At 68.1% G+C, this 18,736-nt stretch carries 16 protein-coding genes and 1 pseudogene; 4 read left to right on the top strand and 13 right to left on the bottom strand.

Annotated elements, in window-relative coordinates:
- Positions 1-137: 137 nt before the first annotated feature.
- A complete protein-coding gene (locus V1460_RS14870; RefSeq protein WP_338674196.1) occupies positions 138-1,562 on the top strand; it encodes a lipase maturation factor family protein in 1,425 nt (474 codons plus the stop codon).
- Positions 1,563-1,678: 116 nt separating this feature from the next.
- Here the strand turns inward: V1460_RS14870 and V1460_RS14865 are convergent, their stop codons facing one another.
- From V1460_RS14865 to V1460_RS14855, 3 genes are all read right to left on the bottom strand, one after another.
- Positions 1,679-1,849 carry a hypothetical protein gene (locus V1460_RS14865; protein WP_338674195.1) on the bottom strand — a complete coding sequence of 57 codons (171 nt, stop codon included), beginning with the start codon at positions 1,847-1,849 and terminating at the stop codon, positions 1,679-1,681.
- 362 nt (positions 1,850-2,211) lie between these two features.
- The gene (locus V1460_RS14860) at positions 2,212-3,723 is read right to left on the bottom strand and encodes an SDR family NAD(P)-dependent oxidoreductase (protein ID WP_338674194.1); all 1,512 of its coding nucleotides are present in this window, start codon (positions 3,721-3,723) and stop codon (positions 2,212-2,214) included.
- 104 nt (positions 3,724-3,827) lie between these two features.
- The gene (locus V1460_RS14855; RefSeq protein ID WP_338674193.1) at positions 3,828-4,565 is read right to left on the bottom strand and encodes a (2Fe-2S)-binding protein; all 738 of its coding nucleotides are present in this window, start codon (positions 4,563-4,565) and stop codon (positions 3,828-3,830) included.
- Positions 4,566-4,714: 149 nt separating this feature from the next.
- Here V1460_RS14855 and V1460_RS14850 point away from each other — a divergent pair, with 149 nt between their 5' ends.
- Entirely contained in the window at positions 4,715-5,755 is a 1,041-nt protein-coding gene (locus tag V1460_RS14850; RefSeq protein WP_338674192.1) for a DMT family transporter, read from the top strand.
- On the opposite strand, the gene V1460_RS14845 is transcribed toward V1460_RS14850, so the two are convergent.
- Positions 5,636-6,952, bottom strand: coding sequence for a transglycosylase family protein (locus tag V1460_RS14845; RefSeq protein ID WP_338674191.1), 1,317 nt, complete (start codon positions 6,950-6,952; stop codon positions 5,636-5,638). The genes V1460_RS14850 and V1460_RS14845 overlap by 120 nt on opposite strands.
- 312 nt (positions 6,953-7,264) lie before the next feature.
- On the opposite strand from V1460_RS14845, the gene gndA reads away from it, so the two are divergent.
- The gene (gene gndA / locus V1460_RS14840; protein WP_338674190.1) at positions 7,265-8,707 is read left to right on the top strand and encodes an NADP-dependent phosphogluconate dehydrogenase; all 1,443 of its coding nucleotides are present in this window, start codon (positions 7,265-7,267) and stop codon (positions 8,705-8,707) included.
- 439 nt (positions 8,708-9,146) lie between these two features.
- Here the strand turns inward: gndA and panD are convergent, their stop codons facing one another.
- The 7 genes and pseudogenes from panD to V1460_RS14805 all read right to left on the bottom strand — a co-directional run bounded on the left by panD (position 9,147) and on the right by V1460_RS14805 (position 15,460).
- Positions 9,147-9,590, bottom strand: a complete 444-nt coding sequence (gene panD, locus V1460_RS14835) for an aspartate 1-decarboxylase (RefSeq protein ID WP_338674189.1) — start codon at positions 9,588-9,590, stop codon at positions 9,147-9,149.
- A 353-nt stretch (positions 9,591-9,943) separates the two neighbouring features.
- On the bottom strand, positions 9,944-10,348 hold the full coding sequence (locus tag V1460_RS14830; protein WP_338674188.1) for a hypothetical protein: 405 nt from the start codon (positions 10,346-10,348) through the stop codon (positions 9,944-9,946).
- A 27-nt stretch (positions 10,349-10,375) separates the two neighbouring features.
- Complete coding sequence (locus V1460_RS14825; RefSeq protein ID WP_338678389.1) at positions 10,376-10,504, bottom strand: hypothetical protein; 129 nt, start codon at positions 10,502-10,504, stop codon at positions 10,376-10,378.
- A pseudogene (locus V1460_RS14820) lies at positions 10,495-11,167 on the bottom strand (transposase); the annotation flags it as partial. The pseudogene V1460_RS14820 and the gene V1460_RS14825, both read right to left, overlap by 10 nt.
- Before the next feature lie 277 nt (positions 11,168-11,444).
- The gene (locus V1460_RS14815; RefSeq protein WP_338674187.1) at positions 11,445-12,458 is read right to left on the bottom strand and encodes an aminotransferase class V-fold PLP-dependent enzyme; all 1,014 of its coding nucleotides are present in this window, start codon (positions 12,456-12,458) and stop codon (positions 11,445-11,447) included.
- A gap of 384 nt (positions 12,459-12,842) precedes the next feature.
- Positions 12,843-13,607 (bottom strand): GH25 family lysozyme, encoded by a 765-nt coding sequence (locus V1460_RS14810; RefSeq protein WP_338674186.1) that lies wholly within the window; start codon positions 13,605-13,607, stop codon positions 12,843-12,845.
- Between the two features lie 380 nt (positions 13,608-13,987).
- The gene (locus tag V1460_RS14805) at positions 13,988-15,460 is read right to left on the bottom strand and encodes a M1 family aminopeptidase (RefSeq protein WP_338674185.1); all 1,473 of its coding nucleotides are present in this window, start codon (positions 15,458-15,460) and stop codon (positions 13,988-13,990) included.
- A gap of 1,213 nt (positions 15,461-16,673) precedes the next feature.
- Here V1460_RS14805 and V1460_RS36310 point away from each other — a divergent pair.
- Positions 16,674-16,811 carry a hypothetical protein gene (locus V1460_RS36310; RefSeq protein WP_407077657.1) on the top strand — a complete coding sequence of 46 codons (138 nt, stop codon included), beginning with the start codon at positions 16,674-16,676 and terminating at the stop codon, positions 16,809-16,811.
- Here V1460_RS36310 and V1460_RS36305 read toward each other — a convergent pair.
- Together V1460_RS36305 and V1460_RS14790 are read right to left on the bottom strand one after the other, a co-directional pair.
- Positions 16,771-17,445, bottom strand: a complete 675-nt coding sequence (locus V1460_RS36305) for a hypothetical protein (RefSeq protein WP_407077459.1) — start codon at positions 17,443-17,445, stop codon at positions 16,771-16,773. The two genes, V1460_RS36310 and V1460_RS36305, sit on opposite strands and share 41 nt — an antisense overlap.
- Before the next feature lie 323 nt (positions 17,446-17,768).
- Positions 17,769-18,578, bottom strand: coding sequence for a hypothetical protein (locus V1460_RS14790; protein ID WP_338674184.1), 810 nt, complete (start codon positions 18,576-18,578; stop codon positions 17,769-17,771).
- Between the last annotated feature and the right edge of the window lie 158 nt (positions 18,579-18,736).

Raw genomic sequence — 18,736 nt, 5'->3', positions numbered from 1 at the left:
ACGGAGGACTCCCGGATTTCGCACGCCCGGCGCGTCCGTTCCGGGGACCTCGCGGCTGCGGTCCGATACTGGACATACCGCCATGTCGGTGAGGGCAAGGTACGTCCGTGAGGTCGGCGAGGTTCGCGAGGTCCGCCATGGAGTGGTTCACGGCACCCGACTACTGGCTCAGCAGGCTGGTCTTCCAGCGGACACTGGCCGCGCTGTACCTCGTGGGCTTCGTCACCGCCGCCACGCAGTTCCGTGCCCTGATCGGGGAACGGGGAATGCTTCCGGTACCCGGCTACCTCCGCCTGGTACCCATGCGGCGGGCGCCGAGCGTCTTCCAACTGCACTACTCGGACCGGTTCTTCGCCTGCTGCGCCTGGACCGGTGCGCTGCTGGCCGCCGGGCTGGTCGCCGGAGCCGCCGACCGGCTGCCGCTATGGACCGCGATGCTGTGGTGGGCGGTGCTGTGGGCCCTCTATCTGTCCATCGTCAACGTCGGGCAGACCTGGTATGCCTTCGGCTGGGAGTCACTGCTGCTGGAGACGGGCTTCCTCGCGATCTTCCTCGGGAACGAGCGTGTCGCGCCCCCGCTGCTGGTGCTGTGGCTGCTGCGCTGGCTGCTGTTCCGCGTGGAGTTCGGAGCGGGGCTGATCAAGATCCGCGGGGACGCGTGCTGGCGCAGGCTGACCTGCCTCTACTACCACCATGAGACCCAGCCGATGCCGGGCCCGCTGAGCTGGTTCTTCCACCGCCTGCCGGGCCCGGTCCATCGCGTGGAGGCTGCGGCCAACCACCTCACCCAACTCCTCGTCCCGTTTCTGCTCTTCGCCCCGCAGCCGATCGCCGGCGTCGCGGCAGCGGTCATCGCGCTGACACAGTTCTGGCTGATCCTCTCCGGCAATTTCGCGTGGCTGAACTGGCTGACCGTCGCCCTGGCCCTGTCCGCCGTCGACGGCTCACTGTTCACCGGGCCGCATCCGCTCCCGGGTCCGCCGTTGTGGTACGCGGTCGCCGTCATCGCCGTGACCGTGCTCGTGCTGGTGCTCAGCTACCACCCGGTGCGCAATCTGCTCTCCCGACGCCAGGCGATGAACCGCTCCTTCGACCCGTTCCACCTGGTCAACACGTACGGCGCCTTCGGCACCGTGGGCCGGGTGCGCTACGAGGTCGTGGTGGAGGGCACGGACGAGCCGGCAGTGCACCCGGGCACGGTGTGGCGGGAGTACGAGTTCCACGGCAAGCCAGGTGACATCCGGCACTGGCCACGCCAGTTCGCCCCCTACCATCTGCGGCTGGACTGGCTGATGTGGTTCGCGGCACTGTCCCCCACGTATGCCGCCCCCTGGTTCGGCGCCTTCGTGGAACGCCTCCTCGACCATGACCGGGACACCCTGAGGCTACTGCGCCGCAACCCCTTCCCCGACCGGCCGCCGCACTTCATCCGCGCCCGGCTCTGCCACTACGAGTTCACCGACTGGCGGCAGCTGCGAACGACGGGAGCCTGCTGGCAGCGCCGCCATCTGCGGAACTTCCTGCCGCCGACCCGGCTGAGCACGGGGAAGGAACGAACCTGAGGGCGCGGGAAGCCGCGAAAGGGATAGAAGGCCCGTACCCCCGAGGCGGAGTTCGCCCAGGGGGTACGGATCTGTCGATCGGCTCGCCGAGGTCGACCCGGTTTTCGTCGCGGGTTCTAGTCGATGCCGGGCAGGATGTGCGGCTCTTCGAGGTCGTCCTCGTAGCCTGCGAGGCGGATGGGCGCCGAGCGCGCCCACACTTCGAGGCTGCCGAGTTCGTCACCGCGCCGTCCGACCCGCTCGCCTCGTTCGGTCGGCCGCTTGTCCTGCTTCACTTCAGTTGTCACCGCGCACTCCTCGTGTGTCGCGCAACAGGGGGACTGGGGCTCTTCGGTCGCGGTGGCGCCGTTCTCTGGCGGGATCGCGGCCGTGGATGCGGGCCTGTCCCGGGGCGGCTGTGGGGGTTTCGTGGGCCCTTGCCAGCCATCCGTGCGACCTAGCTTAACCAAATGAGCGCCCTTACGCTCGATGGGGCGCGTCACATCGGGCGTTCTGTACAGAAAACCGTATGGGTGACGGCCCATCGGGTACAGGAAACCCCCGAGCGGCTCAATGCGCCCGGGGGTGGCGGCCGAACGGGTTACGGCAGCGGCCCTCGACGGGAGTGGCGGACGGTTGACGCGAAGACCGCCACGTCACCGGTTCGGCGTCACCAGTTCGCCGGAGCGTAGTCCTTCAGGAAGCAGCCGAACAGGTCCTCGCCCGCCTCACCGCGCACGATCGGGTCATAGACCCTGGCGGCCCCGTCCACCAGGTCCAGCGGCGCGTGGAAGCCCTCGGCCGCGAGCCGGATCTTGTCCGGGTGCGGGCGCTCATCAGTGATCCAGCCGGTGTCCACGGCGGTCATCAGGATGCGGTCGGCCTCGAACATCTCCTGGGCGCTGGTGCGGGTCAGCATGTTGAGCGCCGCCTTGGCCATGTTGGTGTGCGGATGGCCCGCGCCCTTGTAGCCCCGACCGAAGACGCCCTCCATGGCCGACACGTTCACCACGTACTTGCGCTCCGCGGCAGCGGCGGCCATCGCCGGACGGAGCCGGCTGATGAGGATGAACGGCGCTGTGGAGTTGCACAGCTGGACCTCGAGCAATTCGACCGGGTCGACCTCGGATACGGTCTGGATCCAGCTGTTGGTGTCATGGAGGTCGGGGACGAGCCCGCCCGCGTCGATCGCCGTACCGGCCTCGATCCGGGCGAGCGACGCGGAACCGGACACCAGCGCGAGCTCCGTGACGTCGTCGGCGGTGAGCCCCTCCGCGCGCGGTGCGGGCAGCGCCGCCATCCTGTCGACGCCGCCGCTGCCGAAGGTGCCGATCACCTCGGCGGCGGGCAACTCACCCGCCGGCAGCGGGGCGTTCTCGGCGGCGACCAGCTCGCTGTACGCCTGCGGGGAGCGGCGTACGGTCTGCGCCGCGTTGTTGATCAGGATGTCGAGCGGGCCCTCGGCGGCGACCGAGTCGGCGAGCGCGACCACCTGGGCGGGGTCGCGCAGATCGATGCCGACGATCTTGAGGCGGTGTATCCACTCGCCGCTGTCCGGCATCGCCTTGAATCGGCGGATCGCGTCGCTGGGGAACCGCGTGGTGATGGTGGTGTGTGCGCCGTCGCGCAGCAGCCGCAGCGCGATGTACATACCGATCTTGGCCCGGCCTCCGGTGAGCAGCGCACGGCGCCCGCTGAGGTCGGTGCGGGCGTCGCGGCGGGCCCGGTTCTCGGCGGCGCACTTCTGGCAGAGCTGGTGGTAGAAGGCGTCCACCTCGATGTACCGGGTCTTGCAGACGTAGCACGAGCGGGGGCGCTGGAGGATACCGGCGATCTCGCCCAGCACGGACGAGCTCGGCAGCAGCCCTTGCGTCTCGTCGTCGATCCGCTCGGCAGACCCGGTCGCGGTGGCTTCGGTGACGGACTTGTCGTGGGCGGTCTTCGCCGCCCTGCGCTCCTGGCGGCGGCGCTGCTTGACGGTGCGGTAGATACCGGCCGTGGCGCGTCGGACCGTGATCGCGTCGGGGTGGTCCACCTCAAGTCGGTCGAGTTCATCGAGGACGCTCAGGCAGACGGCCAGCCGCTCCGGGTCGATGCCGGGCCCGTACTCCTGGACGTCCTGCTCCTGGACCTCCGGGAGCGGCCCGTGGTCCTGGCCGGGGGCGTCCTGTGTCACCGTCATCGCCGCTGCTGTTCCGTCCTGTGCGCACCCTGGGATTCCAAAAGCGGAACTTTACGTCAGTCGGGTGCACGTACGCCAAACCCGGGCCCCTCCCGGGACGCACGTCACAACCCGTGAGTCCCACCGGCAGCGGTGGGCGGACTGTCGAAGACGCAGTCGCCGCACAGCCCTCCCCCGGGGCTGCGGTAGTAGAGGCAGCAGGTCGTCCTACGCAGCGCCGGGCCGCGTACCGTCCCGGAGAGTTCCGGGTGCTCCAGCAGACCGGCGGCGAGCTCGGCGGCCCGCCGGCTCACGTCGGGGCGCTGCTGGGAACGGGACCACCGGACGAGTTCGCGCAGGGCGCCCGCGAGGGCGGATCCCGCGTTGCCCCGCAGCAGACGGGGCGAGACGCGTGCATCGGCGCGGACTGCCTCGGCGAGCGGGATGAGCTGCCCCTCCAGCACGGCCTCACGCAGGGCATCGACGGTTCCGGGCCGGGACTGCGTACCGGACCAGCACAGATCGGTCGGCGCGCCGAGCTCCGGATCCCAGTGCAGCGTGTCGGGTGCGGGATCGGGGAACTCCCCGCACAGCACGGCCGCGCCCAGCGCGGTGGACCAGAGTCGGGCAGCCAGTCCCAGATGCGCGATGGAGGCGGCGACCCGCCGCTCGGGGGTGCCGAGCCGGGACGCGACCCGGTCCACGCGGGTCGTCAGCACGGTGAGGTCGCCGCCGTAGAGGCGGCTGAGCGCGGTGTGCCCGCTGCCCGGTGCGCCTGTGTGCAGCGCGAAGAATCCTCCGATCGAGGACGGCTCGTCCAGATCCACGCGCTCCCCCGGTTCGGTCGGCTGTCCGACCTCCATCGAAGCACAGCGGCGGGTTCGGGGGGGTGCCGGTCCTGCGGACCACAACCGGGGCGGTATCCCCGTTGCCGGGTACTACGTCGGTAGTACCCGGCATTCCCTGCTCAGGAACGACGACGGGATGGTGTCCAGGGGAGATCGTGTTGCGCATGAGTAGCCTTGCGCTGTCCGCGCTGCTGTCCCTGGTCTCGGTGATGGCGTACGCGTCGGCGGCGGTCGTTCAGGAGCGAGTGGCGGCCGGTGCGCCGGGCGGGCTCACCGGCCTGCTGCGCGATATCCGCTGGTGGGCCTCCACCGGACTCAACGCGCTGGGGGCACTGCTGCATGTGGTGGCACTCGCCTACGGGCCGCTGAGCCTGGTGCAGCCGCTCGGTGCGCTGACCATTGTCTTCGCCCTGCCGCTCGCGGCAGTGCTGGGCCGTCGGCGGGTGGCGCGGACAGCCTGGCGGGGCGCACTGATGGCGGCGGCGGGGCTCGCGGGGCTACTGGCCCTGAGCGGCCCCGGACAGTCAGGCGTGCCGGATGGTGCGGCCAGGCAGGCGGCTGCCGCCACGGCGTTCGCGGCGGTCGCGCTGCTGTTCCTCGCCGGGCAGCGAGCGCGGCGGCGCCCGCTGCTGCGCGGTGTGCTGCTGGCCGCAGGTGCGGGGGTCGCCTACGGCGCAGCGTCCCTCTTCACCAAGATCGCCGCCATCTGGCCCACAGACACCGCATCAGGGCGGGCAGCCCTGCTGGTGCCCGGCCTGGCGGTGATCGCCGGTCTCGCGACGGTCGGGCTGCTGCTGTCCCAGCTGGCCTATAGCGGAGCCGGTCTGGCGGCGCCGCTGGCCACGGTGACCGTGGTCAATCCGGTGGTCGCCGCCGTGGCCGGTCTCGTGCTGTTCGGCGAGGGATTCCGGTACGGCACGGCGGGTGCCGTCGCCGCACTGGTGTGCGCGGCTGTGGCGGGGACGGGCCTGGTGCTGCTGTCCGCCCCGCGGCGAACCGGCACCCGCACCGCCACCGGGAAGATCGGCGGCGCTGTGGTGGCCGGCGCCGCCGCAACCGGCCGGGTGCGCGGTGGTGGTACCGCCTCAGACCGTGATCCCGTGCGCCCTGAGGTAGGCGAGGGGGTCGACATCGGAGCCGTACCCCGGCCCCGTACGCACTTCGAAGTGGAGATGAGGTCCGGTGCTGTTGCCGGTGGACCCTGAGCGGGCGATCCGCTGGCCCCCACCGACCTGCTGGCCCGCGCGGACGTTGAGCGCCGAGAGGTGCGCGTACTGGCTGTACTTGCCGTCGGAGTGCTGGATGACGATCTCGTAGCCGTACGCGCCCGCCCAGCCCGCGGACACCACCCGGCCGGGAGCGATGGCCTTCACCGAGGTGCCCGTGGGCACCGGGAAGTCGACACCTGTGTGATAGCCGCTGGCCCAGGCGCCGGCTTTCCGGTAAGGGGTGCCGGTGCCCGCCGTGACAGGGGCACTGAAGTGGGCCGTCCGACTCGTCCGGCTCGGCTGGGTGGTCTGGCGCTGGGAGGGCTCGGCGTGCTGGGGCCGCTGCTGCTCCCGCCGCTCGGCCGGGGCCGGCTTCGATGCGGGTTCGGGTGCCGCGGTCGAACGCGCTTGCGGCCGGGACTGCGGCTCATCCTGCGTCGCGGGGTGCTGCGTCGCGGGGCGTTGCGATGTGGGGCGTTGCGATGTGGGGCGTTGCGATGTGGGCTGCATCCGCAGCCGCTGGCCGGGGAGGATCAGATCGGGGTCATCCCCGACGACGGCGCGGTTGTCCGCGTAGAGCGCCTGCCAGCCACCTCTGACCCGGTGGTCCTGTGCGATTCCGGAGAGCGAGTCACCTGGCGCGACGGTGTACATCTCGCGCTGCCCAGGCACGGTGGTGGGGGTGGCCTGCTGCCGGCGTGGCGCCGCCCGGGCTCCGCTCTCCGCCTTGGTGGCGGCCACGGGCTCGGCCTTCGCCTCGGCGCCTGCCCTGGCCTCACCCGACCGGCGTTCCGGTGCGACTACGGGAGCCGCTCCGCCACGGGCGAGTCCCGCCCGCGTGGAGCAGGTCGGCCAGGCACCCGGACCCTGGCCTTCGAGCACCTTCTCGGCGATCGCTATCTGCTGGTCCTTGGAGGCGAGATCGGCGCGCGGCGCATAGACACGCCCCCCGTACGCCTCCCAGGTCGACTGGCTGAACTGCAGCCCGCCGTAGTAGCCGTTACCCGTGTTGATCTGCCAGTTGTTGGTGGACTCGCAGGCCGCGACCTTGTCCCACACCTCCACCGGTGCGGCGCTCGCGGCCGCCGCACCGACCAGCGGGAGCACGATCCCCGCCCCGCTCGCGGTGACGGTCAACGACGCCCGGTTGATCCGGCTGGGCTGGTAGCGGCGATGCCGCCCGCGTAAAGCCATGGGGTCCCCCCTCGAACGCATCAGCAGCCGCAAAGCTAGGCGCTGCCAACAGGGCTGACAAGGGGCGCGAACGGGCACCAGGGTCGCACCCACGTCGGCGCCGACAGCGGAATTCGGGATTCCTGCGCCGCCCGGGCGACTCGCACGCCCATGAACGCCCCGCGCTCGTGAACCGTATTCATACTGGCCAGGGGAGGGGCACGACCCACGGCCCAGGGTCGGCGGGGGTACGGACCGGCGGACCCGGGCCCGGGGGTACGGTCCCGATGACCGATGGACTCGACGCACTCTTCAGACTCCAGGAGCACACGTATGAGTGGTACCGCCCAGATCGGCGTCACCGGACTCGCGGTGATGGGCCGCAATCTCGCCCGCAACTTCGCGCGCAACGGCCTCACTGTCGCGGTGCACAACAGGACCGCGAGCAAGATGCGCGAGCTGGTCGAAGAGTTCGGCCACGAGGGTGCGTTCGTGCCCGCGGAGACCGCACAGGAGTTCGTCGCCGCGCTGGAACGCCCGCGCCGACTGGTCATCATGGTCAAGGCGGGTGACCCGACGGACGCCGTGATCGAGGAGTTCGCCCCGCTCCTGGAGCCCGGTGACGTCATCATCGACGGCGGCAACGCCCACTTCGCCGACACCCGCCGCCGCGAGCGCGAACTACGCGAGCGCGGAATCCACTTCGTGGGCGTGGGCATCTCCGGCGGCGAGGAGGGCGCGCTGCACGGACCCAGCATCATGCCCGGCGGCTCGCCCGAGTCCTACGCCTCCCTCGGGCCGTTGCTGGAGAAGATCGCGGCGAAGGCCAAGGACGGCACGCCCTGCGTGACACACGTCGGTCCCGACGGGGCGGGTCACTTCGTGAAAATGGTGCACAACGGCATCGAGTACGCGGACATGCAGCTGATCGCCGAGGCGTACCACTTGCTGCGCGAGGTCGCCGGCTACTCCCCCGCGGAGATCGCCGAGACGTTCCGGGAGTGGAACACCGGGCGGCTTGACTCCTATCTGATCGAGATCACCGCCGAGGTGCTGGCACACACGGATGCGGCAACCGGCAAGCCGTTCGTCGACATCGTGGCGGACCAGGCCGAGCAGAAGGGCACCGGCCGCTGGACCGTGCAGATCGCGCTCGACCTCGGGGTACCGGTCTCCGGCATCGCCGAGGCGGTGTTCGCCCGCTCGGTGTCCGGCCACGGCGAGCTCCGCGCGGCTTCGCAGCAGCTGCCGGGTCCGATGCCCCATCCTCTCGGCGAGCAGGACGCGGCGCGCTTCGCCGCGCAAGTCGAGCAGGCGCTGTACGCGTCGAAGATCGTGTCTTACACCCAGGGCTTCCACCAGATCCAGGCCGGGAGCGAGACCTACGACTGGGACATCGATCTGGGCGCGGTGGCCTCGATCTGGCGCGCCGGGTGCATCATCCGGGCGGCGTTCCTGGACCGGATCCGCGCCGCCTACGACGCGCAGCCGGACCTGCCCAGCCTGCTGTCGGACAAGCAGTTCGCCCAGGAGATCGGCGCGGCGCAGGACGACTGGCGCGCGGTGGTGGCCACGGCGGCGCGGCAGGGCGTGCCCACGCCCGGGTTTTCCGCGTCACTGGCTTACTACGACGCGCTACGCGCGGCACGGCTGCCCGCGGCGCTGACCCAGGGTCAGCGCGACTTCTTCGGTGCGCACACCTACCGGCGTACGGACCGCGACGGCTCGTACCACACCCTGTGGGGCGGCGACCGATCGGAAGAGCGCACGGGCTGATCCGACCGGTCGCCGCCCGCACCGCGTCCCGGCCCGGTCACCGCATCGGGCCGGGCGCCGGCTCCGGATCGGGCACCGGGTCCGGGCCCGGCGGTTTGGGAACCGGGTCGGGCGAGGGCATCGGATCCGGCGCCGGCCCGGGCGGTGGCTGCGGCGGCGGGGGTACCGGGCTGGGCGCGGGGTCCGGCATCGGGGGCACGGGGTCGGGATGCGGGTTCGGGTGGGTCATCGCTGCCTCCCTGGTGTCGCGGGATGTGTCTCCAGCTTCCACCGTTGCGGGTGCCCAAGCAGTGCGTGTCCACGCGTGTGGGCGACACAGGCGGAACCCGCCCTCGCACGGCCGCGAGGGCTCGCGAATGCGGTGCGGTGACCGTACCGGCGACGCCCGCAGCAGCGTGGATCAGCTCTCACAGCTCCGGATGGTGTTCCTCGATCTGACTCAGGCGCTCGCCTGGCGCGCCTGAGTCACCTCGACCGCGTGCGGGCTCGCCTGGGTGTCGCTGCCGGGAACCGGCCGGGAGGGGTCGACCCCCAGTTCCACGATGCGGTTGCCGGCGTCGACGTGCACGACCCGGGGCACCAGCGTCCGCGCCTCGGCATCGTCCACCTGGGCGTAGCTGATGAGGATCACCAGGTCTCCGGGGTGCACCAGGTGCGCCGCGGCACCGTTGATGCCGATGACACCGGACCCGCGCTCCCCCTCGATGACATAGGTCTCCAGCCGCGCACCGTTGGTGATGTCGACTATGTGCACCAGCTCGCCGGGGAGCAGATCAGCGGCCTCCATGAGGTCCGCGTCGATCGTCACGGAACCGACGTAGTGCAGGTCGGCCTGGGTGACAGTGGCACGGTGGATCTTGGACTTGAATAGAGTACGCAGCACTTTGGACTCCTGGAAGACAGCTCCCTGCCAGCTTTCTGCAGGTCAGGGGCGTCGTCCACTGTACATCGGCATGCCTTCAACTCGAAAGCCTTCACAACATCGTGCGCCGTGGCGAGCAGGCTTCTCACCTGCGCGATCTGCGCAAATCGTGCTGCCGCGAAGCTGACGAGCAGAAGCATGCGGAGGGCTGTCTCGGATTGATGCTGATCGGATGCCGACTTGTCTGATGGGTCATCAGGCAAGAGAGGACCTCGACCTTCTGGGGATCGCTCAGACCACTTGCCACACGTCCGCGACTTCCGAGCACCGCCGGCCCGGCCACCTCGAAGCGAACCTGTCGTCCGGAATCGGTTTCACGCCTCGTCGCGGTGTGTGAGGTGGCCGTCGGTCAGTCGCCAGTAGTGCTGGTGGTCAATCAGTTGCCAGGTCTCGTCGGCTGCGATCGCCTGGGTGATCCATTCGTGGAGTTGCGGGAGGGCCTGCGCCCGTAGAACAGCGCGGGTGGCTGCACGTTCAGTGGCATCGACGGGGTGGACGTCAACGCGGAAGCCGACCGTGTCCGGGTGGACGCCACGGCCGTAGTTGCGGGGGTTCGGAGCGACCCATGCTGCTCCCAGGACGATGGTCCCGCTGTCATGCCCGGTGAGGAACCGCAGGTCCGTGACACGGGCCGTGTAAGGGCCGAGACACTCGTTGATGTCGGTGGTGGTCAGGGGCCAGGCACGATGCCGGGGCAGCCTTCGATTTCGTGCGGACATGGCCAGCAGAATGACAGAAGGTCGCTGTCAGCTCTCGGGAGTTCGTTCGGCGGCCTGTTCCAGCAACGCCCGTGCGGAGTCCACGTAGCGCATCGCAGTCTTCTCGTCGAGCCCGAAGACCTCGGCAAGGTGGAGCGGATCAGGGCCCCTGACCATGGCCTCTTCGAGATGCCGAGGATGTCGCGGGTGCCGTCCACGGCCACCGCCATCACCACGTAAGTGGGACGGTTCGCCACCTGCCCATCCCCGATCTTCACGTTGATGGTGTCAACGAACAGCACTGGGCAGACGCGGTCGAGGCGGCGGTTCTGCCATTCGGCCATGCCCTCCATGACCCTTGTCCGTGATGGTGGAGATCGTCTGCTTGGACACCTCGGCGCCGTAGACCTCGGCCAGATGAGCCTGGACCTCGCCGGTCGTCAGGCCCTTCGCGGACAGCGAGATCACCATCTCGTCCACGCCGGACAGGCGCTTCTGCCGCTTCTTGACGAACTGCGGCTCGAATGTGCGAGCCACGTCCCTCGGCACCTTCACCTCGACCGGGCCGACGTCGGTCAGCACCGTCCTGGCGCGGGTGCCGTTGCGGCTATTGCCGTTGTTCTTCCCCGCCGGGTCGTGCTTCTCGCAGCCGACGTGGTCGGTGATCTCGCCCTCCAGGGCGGACTCCGACACCCGCTTCGTCAGCCGCTGCAACAGCCCGCCCTCGCCCGTCAGCTGCACGCCCCCGTTCCGGGCCCGATCGACCAGCATCGCGATCAACTGCTCGTCCGACGCAGCCGCATCAACCGACTCAGCCGCGGGCTCTTGCTCGATCTTCATCTCACTCACTTGGCGTCTCCATGATCAACAGATCCGCCGTTGACTGATGAGACACTCCCTTGCTTTTGGGCCGACTGGGGCACAACGAAGAAGCGATCGAAATACTTACGCCTTTGCTGGCCGACCAGCAGACGGTGCACGGAAAGCCCCACAGCGAGGCCCAGATGGAGGACGTGGCCGACCACGCGACACGGACTTTGAGCCCGCACCACCATGTCACCACAGACGTGCCCCAGATCCTGGCCTACTGGGCCGCAGACGCCGGAACGCCAGGCTGTCAGCGGGCGAACTCGGCCACGCTGGAGATCGCGGTGTCTATCTCAGCCGGTGTGTTGATGACGGCGGTGCCCAGGCGGGTGTAGGTCGACGTGGACAACGCGGACAACCGCACCCGCCGAGTGGCCGCATGGTCGATGACCTGATGGTTGGTGCGCCCAGCCACGCTGAAACATGTGATGCCGGCCGACAACTCATGACTCAGGGGGGTGTGCACCGTCACCCCCCGGATCCGCGCAAGCCCCTGTTTGGCCCGGGTCGCCAGTTCGGTGATGCGTCCGGCCACACGCGCCCGCCCCAACTCCTGGTGTATCCCAACCGCCACCGGCAGGGCGAAGGCGTGTTCGAACGCGAGGAAGCCCCCGGGGGAAAGGGGCGCTGCGCCCCCGCCCGCGATAAAACTGACGAACGTCGGGTGCAGTTGGTCGAGGATCTCCGGCCGCACCCATACCAGCCCTGTTCCCCGTGGGCCGAAAAGCCACTTGTGGGTGCCTGCGACGACCACGTCCGCACCCAGACGGGCGGCATCCTCGTCGACCGCCGCGAGCCCGTGTACCGCGTCAACCACCAGCAGGCACCGGTCAGTGGGTCTGCGGCCCTCGTTGGCCCGCCGCACCACATCGGCGACGGCGCGTACCGGCATCCGGAGCCCGGTACTGGATTGGACCCAGGTGATCCCGACGACCCGGGTGTGCGGGCGGATGGCGTTGCCCACCGCCGCGGCGATCCCCTCGGCCGTGGCCGTGGCCGGATCGGCGAACCACGAGCACGTCCTCACCCGGGCCCCGTGCTTCTCGGCCGCGAGGTCGGCCGCTACGCGCTGGGCACGATGGTCGTAGGCGGTCAACAGGAACTCCTGGCCCGGCCGCGCTCTGACCCCGTTGTAGACCACCCCGAGGCCGATGCTGGTACTCGCCGTGATCGCGATGTCCTCCGCCCGGCCGCCGATGTAGGCGGCCAGCGCCTCGCGCACGCGAGGCCAGCCGGTCGGGCCGTCGGGCAATCTCATCCCCATGGGCACCACCAGGGGGTTGGCATCGGCTTGCGCGCTCAGGTAATCTACCGCGTCCCGTACTCGCTTCGGCTGTGAGGCGAGGTAAAATAGCGCAAGATTCGCCCATCCCGGTTCCAGCCGGAACTGCGCACGCAGAGCGCCCCAGTCCGCGTGATCGGCAGGTGTCGCCGAGGCCGGACGCGCCACCTGTGCTTTCCCTGCTGCAGTGCACGATCCGGTCGCCAGGGTGGCTGCGGCAATTCCCGCCGACCTCACCAGGAGGTCACGCCGGCTCGTCGTATACACACTCAGCACTCCTTAGGACACGACCCCCCGAGGTACGACCAAAAACCTCCGACTCAACTGCCGGAGATTGCTTCACATCACGCTAACCTCGATCTTTCATTACCGCCCGTCGGCCTCCTCCGGGAGTCGTTTCGGTTGATCGGAGTGGTGACGGTCGGTAGTCGGCCCGCTGTCGCGTCGAGTGTGACGAGCAGTGGCAAATGATCGGGTGACTGCGGGCATACCGGCCAGGGCGCGCAGTTGGGCCAGTGTGCCACGGTAGAAGCTACGGTCTACCCGATCGGGAATTCCCGGAACCCGTGCCTGATCGGTGTACTGCCAGAACGTCCAGCTTTGACCAGTTCCGGGAAGTGGATGGGGTTCCGCACCCCAACTCGCGAGCCACTGCAGATATCCCCTGAACACCGTGCTGTTCCCCGCGAGACAGTCAACAACAAAGGAGTACTCGGTGTAGACGATCGGTTTGACACCGAACGCCTCCTCAACGCTCCGGAGGAAGACGGCGAGTTGACGAGCGTCGGTACCGGGCGGACATGTCGGCCTTTTGTTAACCCACCCGCTCTCCGCGTCGAGAACCGGTGGTAGTTCTCCCGGCCTGTGTCCGGTGTAACCAGCGGCGTGTGCCGTACGGACGAAGTGTGCAGCCTGAGCCTCGGCATCCTGTGAGGATTGCGCGTCGAAGAAATGGTACGGGGCGCGGGACAGGTTCGTACGAGACGCCGCCGCAAAGTCCTCTGCGAACCACGGGTCCTCGTACTGCGTACCTTGGGTGGCCTTCATGAAGACGAAGGCGTTGTGGGCCGCGACCTTCTCCCAGTCAATGGGCTCATCACCGTCTCCGTGGTTGAACTCACTGGTGTCCACCCCTCTGGGGCCCGGCGGGATCAAGGTCCCGGAATTCCCCCACGCGGCAGAATGAGGGACCATCAAGAGCACTGCGACAACCGCTCCGACGCTCACCGAGCGCCCGACGGAAGCACGACGCGGCATGATGCACTCTCCCACGGCGACGTCGGCACCGGCCACGCTCCCCCAGTCCACAATCCGGAGCCCGGAAAACACAAGACCGGAAGACCTCGATATGTCGGAATCATACGTGGGTCGTCCTGGAGACGCACTTCAGCGAATGCGGCGCGGGGGAATCGCATAGGCGTGCTCTCCACGTCGCCCCCGCACACGCGGATTCTCCATCCTCATGACGTCCACCGGTCCGCAATCCCCCCACTCCCCGTTCCGCCTCGCCCCTATGGGGGCGGGGCCGCCTCCCAGTCCGGATGGTTCGGCATAGTCGGCGTCTCGGTCCCCTTGAGCCAGGACTCGAGGAATCCCTTCACGCCCTGTCCTGGCACGATTCGATCGGCGTGTGCGATGTAGTCGTCCGTACTGGCGGACCTGTCCTTGTACGTTCTGAGGAACGACTGCTCGATTTGCCTGAACCTGGCCTCCCCGACCTTCTGCTCCAGCGCGTACAGAACCAGGGGACCCCCTCGGTAGACTTGCTCGCTGAACAGCGATTCCTTCGTCGGCCTTGCGACCGGACCGTACCGAGCACGGTAGACATCACCGCTCTCATAGAACTCCGCCATGGCCGATTCCATCGTGGAATGTCTTCCGTCGTTGGTGGTCCAGCCTTGGGCGAACCTGTACTTGAGACCGTAGTAGTTGGCGTGGCCCTCGCTGACCCAGTTGTCTGCCCAGGTCTTAGGTGTGACACTTCCGCCGAACCATGAGTGTACGAGTTCATGCATCATGTGCGGGGCGACGCTCTCGAGAGGGGCAGACGATAGATAGGAGGAATCGTAGACAGTAAGCGTGTGCGTCTCCAGGGCATGAAATCCGAACGAGACCTCACCGTCCGTGTCGAGGGGCATCAGGCCATACGCTTCGAGAGGAAACGGTCCCAGTTGTCCCTCTGCCCACCTCATCTGCTCGACGGCCATGTCGAGTTGACCGAACTTGTCGGCGGCTCCCCGCGGCAAGACGAGACTGATCGGCACCCCGTCGACCGTGCCGATCTTCTTCGTCTCGTACCGGCCGACGGCGATCTGCACCAGTTCCGGTGCCACCGGATGCACGGTCTCGTACGCGTACGTCGTGTAGACACCACGGTTCTCGGGAGTCTTCAACCGAATTCCGCTGGCAACAGCAACAGCACCACTGTCGCGTGCTACCGAGATCCGAAAGGTGAAATCCGCCTTGTCCCCGGGAACGTCGTTGCACGGAAAGACCGTGTGAGCCTTGTCGGGTTGCGGGGCGAGAGCGAAGCCATTCCCGGTGTCCACCCAGCCATTGGGTCCGGAACTACGCGGATCCACGTCGTATCGAACATTGATCCGCATCACTTGATTCGGCGCCACCAAGGAATCCGGAGAGACATGCAGTTTCCTCTTCACCATGGTGAAGCGGGCACTGTGCCCGTCCACCGACACGGACTTCACGCGCAGATCATGAGCATCCAGCGAGAACTCCTTCAGCTCTGCCGACGTGCGCGCCATGATCTCCACCTGCGCATCAACGGGTGCCCCCGGGCCTTCAGGGCGGTACAGGAGGGCAAGGTCGTACGATTCCACCTCGTAACCGGCGTTACCGAGGTCCGGAAACACCGGATCAGCCCGGACAAGAGGATCTGCCGTCGTGACACCAACCGAACCGATGAGCATGGTCGCGGTGAACGCCGCCAGGAGAGTTGTCTTGCATCCACTGCTTCGGATCATCATCGCCCTCCTGCGCCGTAGACGGTAGACCGCACCCGACGCCGTTTGCCGAAGGTGATCGGGAGGCTTTAGGCCGCCGTGCCGACCTGTGTCGAGAAGCCCGCGAATTCTCCGTTCAGGGGCCCTTATAACCCACGACGAGTGGCGCCGTGGGAGGCCTAAGGGCTGTCCCGTAATCCCCGGCGGGCGCGCTACGACAGCTACGGCACGCCCCCCCTGGCTTCGCCGGGAGGTGCGCCCACGCCGCATTGTCGAATTGCCTGAATACGCCCAGTATGAGGATGGTCCTCCGCCTTGCACCGCACCGCATCTGACGCCGCGCGCTGATCCACTGCGGATTACGGGACAGTCCTTAGACATCGCACACAGACACCTGGTTCGGCACCACTTCCAGACGGTCATCGCCTTGCTCGGCCGTCATGATCGAATAATATGACCGGGCCGAGCAAAACGCCGCGGTCACACTGAAGACCTCACAGTAGCGACATAAAATCCTATCCCTCGATCTCGACTTTCGCACCGCGGCCGATCTGCGATCCAACCTGAGGCTGATCCCTTGGAGTGGACATCCGGAAAATGGCTCTTGACGGTCCGGGGAGGAATGGCCAGTGGGTCGAGAGTCCCCCTATCGGGAGGAGTCCAGGAAGGACGCGGTCGCGCTCTATCGCGCCGCGACCAGGCCGCGCGTGACGCGCTGGCCTCCGCCTCCGCCCCACTCGGACGCGTCGAATCCAAGTGAGCGGCCTCAAACGCCAATACCGCCGTCTTCATCGTCGTACACCCCGGCCACATCGCGTGGCGTAGCCGTCGCAGATGGCCGTCTGCCCGGGTGGAGGCGGTGAAACCGTGGCGGTCGAGCGCGCTGCGATGACGGTCGGCGCGGCCGTTCCAGCTCCGAACAGCGCTGACCCTCCGGCGTCCCCAGTGCGGTGATCAGCGCCCTCGCCACCAGATCGGCCAGCACCTTGCCCGCTCCCACCGCCTGGCGATCACCCTCGCCCCCTTCGGTCCCCTGAAGCGGCCTGGGCGCGCAGCAACACCGGCGCAGCCCGCTCCCTGTCATAACCCGACGTGCCTTTTGTCCGCGACTTGAGGAGTCAAGTTGGGGGCCACTGCGGAGCAGCGGCACTACTGATTCGTCATCCGCTGCGGCCGTTCCCTTGGGCCGATGCGCGTATCCCGGCGACCTCTAGACAACTTTGACTAGAGTGCGGTCATGACGGAGAAGACCATCCCGATCCTGCCCTGCCATGCAATTCAGCCGGTGATCGACTTCTACATCTGCGGCTGCTGGTGCTGCGGGGGGACATCGCTCAGCGGCTCGGCGACGATGCCTTGGCCGCGCGGCTGCTGACGCAGGCCGCTGAGCTCCAGCTCACCGAGGAGGAGCGCGCGTCGGCCCCCGAGGCTCTGGCGCGACTCGCCGAGCTACGGTCCAGAGCTGTCCGGTGAGTCGACCACAGGGCGTAGGGGCGAATCCTGGCGACTGGTGAAGTGCCGTCTGTACGGTCAACGGCGGATCTTCGAACAGGAAGTGACACCTGATGACAGGCGTGACCGTGTCGGCTGAGGCCGTGGAAGGAGTGAAGCCTGCCGGGCCACCGGCCGCCCTGGCTGATCAGCTGATCAGCCAGCCGGTGGACCGGGCCCAGGGTTGACGGGTCAGGCTGACCGGGCAGGGCGGTCTGCTGCAGCACAGTGCACGGCGATGACGCTGTGAGGGCGCTCGTCCCCCACCACTGAAGAGGGCCGACTGAGAAAGTGCCGGTCGCGACGGTTTGTTGATGCCTGCGACCAGCACACGCACAACTGAGAATCAGCTGCCGAGGGTCAGGATGCCGGCGCCTGTAGAGCTGGTCCCTGGTGCTCTCCGGGAGCACCCGGCGCAGGACGGGTGCGGTGGAGCCGAGTGAGTGGGCGAACGCGGCGACGAGGTCGTGCGGCACGCCGGCGCTGAAGGATGCCGCCCGCAGGCCTGGGGCACGCATGCCGGGTTCTACCCATGCTTGCCATCCGGCCGGCCCTGGTCGTCCGATTGGAGGGTCAGCGCATGGGGTCGCCGTCCTGAGAGTGTGGGATGTGGCGCTCTGTCGGTCTTGTCATCGCTCGGTATGACGTTGGGGTATCGCCGCGGGTCGGGAGTTCGGGGGTTTGACTGTGACATGAGCATGCACAAGCCAAACACGGGTGATCTCGACGAGCGAGGGTCAGGATGGCTCGCTTGTGCCCCCTTCTCCTCGCTTTGACACTTCGTCTACGGTCGTCGTACGCCTTCGAGGCCGGGCGACAACGCAGGCGGGTCGCGGCGAGCCTACGCCCTCGTACGATTGCCCCGGGCGTCGCAGGGCAGAGAGCGACCCGGATGGTCCTTGGCGAAGTCCTCACCGATGTCATCGGCAGTGTCCTGCATGGCCTTGCTGGTGACGCGGATGAATCCGGAGTATGGCTGGTCGATGTCCTCGATGAGGATCAGGGAGCCGGTGAAGAGTGCGGCCAGGGTACAGAGCAGCACGATGTGCGAGGCCGTGCTTGCGCGCGGCAGCCCGAAGGCGAAGGCTCCGATGGTTGCGACAAGCGCGACGACCATGAACCAGTAGATAACGGCTGGAATCGCCGGGGATGCCTGGGACAGCCGAGTCTGGCGGGCGGCGGAACGCTCGTCGTCGGCTTCGACCAGCAGTTGGAACGTGTCGGCGTCCTTGTGGGCCAGCTCTTTGAAGTGACGACGGAAGTCCGAGGACCAGACGGAGGCCTCAGGGGCCATACGGCGGCTGTGCTCCATGTCCGGCCACTCATACGCCAGGATGGCCCGCGTATAGCAGACGGCGGCTGCCTGCAGCCCTTCGCGCTGGGGCTCCGGGCTGTAGTCGGCCTCCTCATAGAGCTGGTCGACCCGGTGGGCCTCGTCCCACGCGGCCTGGGAGGCGGTGCCGTACGACTCCGCGGCCACGACGATGACGAAGGCCACCAGGAGGACAGACAGTGTTTGCAGGGGGCTGATCAGGTCGGTGACGGATGCCTCCTCGCCGCCCGCCGGTGTTCGCCGGTGCCGTCTGCGGTTGGCGGCCAAGCCGACGGTGATTGCGGCGCTGATCGCCACGATGGTGATGATGGTCAGCATTGCTCGCGCTCCCGAAGGCCAGGTCGGGTTCGTCCTGCCGGAACCTTCCGTCGCACCCAGCCCACCACATCGAGATCACTCGGGCGAGGTGGCTCGGCGCGGTATGCTTCGTGTGGCCCTGGGCGGGTGGTCGGGGAAGTCCAGGCAAGGATGCCGCG

The sequence above is a fragment of the Streptomyces sp. SCSIO 30461 genome, from assembly GCF_037023745.1.
GTDB lineage: Bacteria > Actinomycetota > Actinomycetes > Streptomycetales > Streptomycetaceae > Streptomyces.
This window is presented reverse-complemented; position numbering and strand designations above follow the sequence as displayed.

Bases quoted from the DNA above. Each gene is read 5' to 3' on its own strand.
- V1460_RS14870 (WP_338674196.1), top strand. From the start codon at position 138: ATGGAGTGGTTCACGGCACCCGACTACTGGCTCAGCAGGCTGGTCTTC.
- V1460_RS14825 (WP_338678389.1), bottom strand. From the start codon at position 10,504: ATGGTCAGGGGCCCTGATCCGCTCCACCTTGCCGAGGTCTTCGGGCTC.
- V1460_RS36310 (WP_407077657.1), top strand. From the start codon at position 16,674: ATGACGGAGAAGACCATCCCGATCCTGCCCTGCCATGCAATTCAGCCG.
- V1460_RS14845 (WP_338674191.1), bottom strand. From the start codon at position 6,952: ATGGCTTTACGCGGGCGGCATCGCCGCTACCAGCCCAGCCGGATCAAC.
- V1460_RS14790 (WP_338674184.1), bottom strand. From the start codon at position 18,578: ATGCTGACCATCATCACCATCGTGGCGATCAGCGCCGCAATCACCGTC.
- V1460_RS14860 (WP_338674194.1), bottom strand. From the start codon at position 3,723: ATGACGGTGACACAGGACGCCCCCGGCCAGGACCACGGGCCGCTCCCG.
- V1460_RS14805 (WP_338674185.1), bottom strand. From the start codon at position 15,460: ATGATGATCCGAAGCAGTGGATGCAAGACAACTCTCCTGGCGGCGTTC.
- V1460_RS36305 (WP_407077459.1), bottom strand. From the start codon at position 17,445: ATGCGTGCCCCAGGCCTGCGGGCGGCATCCTTCAGCGCCGGCGTGCCG.
- V1460_RS14815 (WP_338674187.1), bottom strand. From the start codon at position 12,458: ATGGGGATGAGATTGCCCGACGGCCCGACCGGCTGGCCTCGCGTGCGC.
- V1460_RS14830 (WP_338674188.1), bottom strand. From the start codon at position 10,348: ATGTCCGCACGAAATCGAAGGCTGCCCCGGCATCGTGCCTGGCCCCTG.
- V1460_RS14855 (WP_338674193.1), bottom strand. From the start codon at position 4,565: ATGGAGGTCGGACAGCCGACCGAACCGGGGGAGCGCGTGGATCTGGAC.
- gndA (WP_338674190.1), top strand. From the start codon at position 7,265: ATGAGTGGTACCGCCCAGATCGGCGTCACCGGACTCGCGGTGATGGGC.
- V1460_RS14850 (WP_338674192.1), top strand. From the start codon at position 4,715: ATGAGTAGCCTTGCGCTGTCCGCGCTGCTGTCCCTGGTCTCGGTGATG.